A 1,774-nucleotide genomic window follows, 5' to 3' on the forward strand; every position below is an offset into this window, starting at 1 on the left:
GTCTGAAACATTGCGTTCAGACGGCCTTTTTGTTTTCGGATAAAATACAGCAAACTTTAAATCAGCTGCCTTTTAAGATGACGCCCGAAACCCAAAAACAGCTCAAAATTACCGATGTTTCCGCTAAGAAGCTCGAGAAACTCAACCTCCATACCGCATGGGATTTGGTGTTGCACCTGCCGTTGCGTTATGAGGATGAGACGCACATCATGCCGATTAAGGATGCACCAATCGGCGTGCCGTGTCAGGTTGAGGGCGAAGTCATTCATCAGGAAGTGACATTTAAGCCGCGCAAGCAGCTGATTGTCCAAATCGCCGACGGTTCCGGCAGCGTCCTTTTTCTGCGCTTTATCCACTTTTATGCCAGCAACCAGAAACAGATGGCGGTCGGCAAGCGCATCCGCGCCGTGGGCGAAATCAAGCACGGGTTTCACGGCGACGAGATGATTCATCCTAAAATCCGCGATGCCGAGAGCAGCGGTTTGGCAGAAAGCCTTACGCCGATTTATCCGACCGTAAACGGTTTAAATCAACCCACTTTGCGCCGTATTATTCAGACGGCCTTGGACGTTACGCCGTTGCACGACACCTTGCCTGATGCTTTATTAGGCCGTCTGAAATTGCCGCACCTTGCCGAAAGCCTGCGCCTTTTGCATTCGCCGCCGCCAAGCTTCACCATTCATCAACTTTCAGACGGCACGCTGCCTGCATGGCAACGGCTCAAATTTGACGAACTTTTGGCGCAACAGCTTTCTATGCGCTTGGCACGGCAGAAGCGCGTCAGCGGCTCGGCCACGGCATTGGGTGGCGACGGCACATTGACTCAAGCCCTGCGCCACGCTTTGCCGTTTGCCCTGACTGATGCGCAAGAAAGAGTTGTTTCCGAAATCTGCCACGATATGGCGCAAACCCACCCCATGCACCGCCTGCTGCAAGGCGATGTTGGCAGCGGCAAAACCATTGTGGCCGCCTTGTCTGCTTTGACTGCTATCGAATCCGGTGCGCAGGTGGCTGTAATGGCGCCGACCGAAATCCTTGCCGAACAGCACTTCATCAAGTTCAAACAATGGCTTGAGCCTTTAGGGCTTGAAGTCGTTTGGCTTTCCGGTAGCCAGCGCAAAAAAGCCAAAGACGAAGCCAAAGCCAAACTGGCTGACGGCACTGTCAAAATTGCCATCGGCACGCACGCCCTGTTTTCAGACGACGTCGAGTTTCAAAATCTCGGCTTGGTGATTGTGGACGAACAACACCGCTTCGGCGTCGCCCAACGCCTCGCCCTCAAAAACAAAGGGCGCGACGTCCACCAGCTGATGATGTCTGCCACCCCCATCCCGCGCACGCTTGCTATGAGTTTCTTCGCCGACTTAGACGTGTCCGTTATCGACGAATTGCCGCCCGGGCGTACCCCGATTAAAACCCGTCTCGTCAACAACGTCCGCCGCGCCGAAGTCGAAGGCTTCGTTCTCAACATCTGCCGCAAAGGGCAGCAGGCATACTGGGTCTGTCCGCTGATTGAAGAAAGCGAAACTCTGCAACTGCAAACCGCCACCGAAACCCTCGAGCAGCTTCAGGCAGCCTTGCCCGAACTCAACATCGGCTTGGTACACGGGCGCATGAAGGCCGCCGAAAAAGCTGAAGTCATGGCGGAGTTTGCCGCAGGCCGTCTGAACGTATTGGTCGCCACTACCGTCATCGAAGTCGGCGTAGATGTGCCCAATGCCGCCTTGATGGTCATCGAACACGCCGAGCGCATGGGCTTGGCGCAGATGCACCA

At 55.0% G+C, this 1,774-nt stretch carries 1 protein-coding gene; it reads left to right on the forward strand.

Annotation, left to right across the window (positions count from 1 at the left end; genetic code table 11):
• Window positions 1-77: 77 nt before the first annotated feature.
• On the forward strand, window positions 78-1,774 hold a 1,697-nt coding region (gene recG, locus ACTHUM_RS13050; protein WP_440403065.1), incomplete at its 3' end, for an ATP-dependent DNA helicase RecG.

This window comes from Neisseria sp. P0021.S006 (assembly GCF_051956895.1).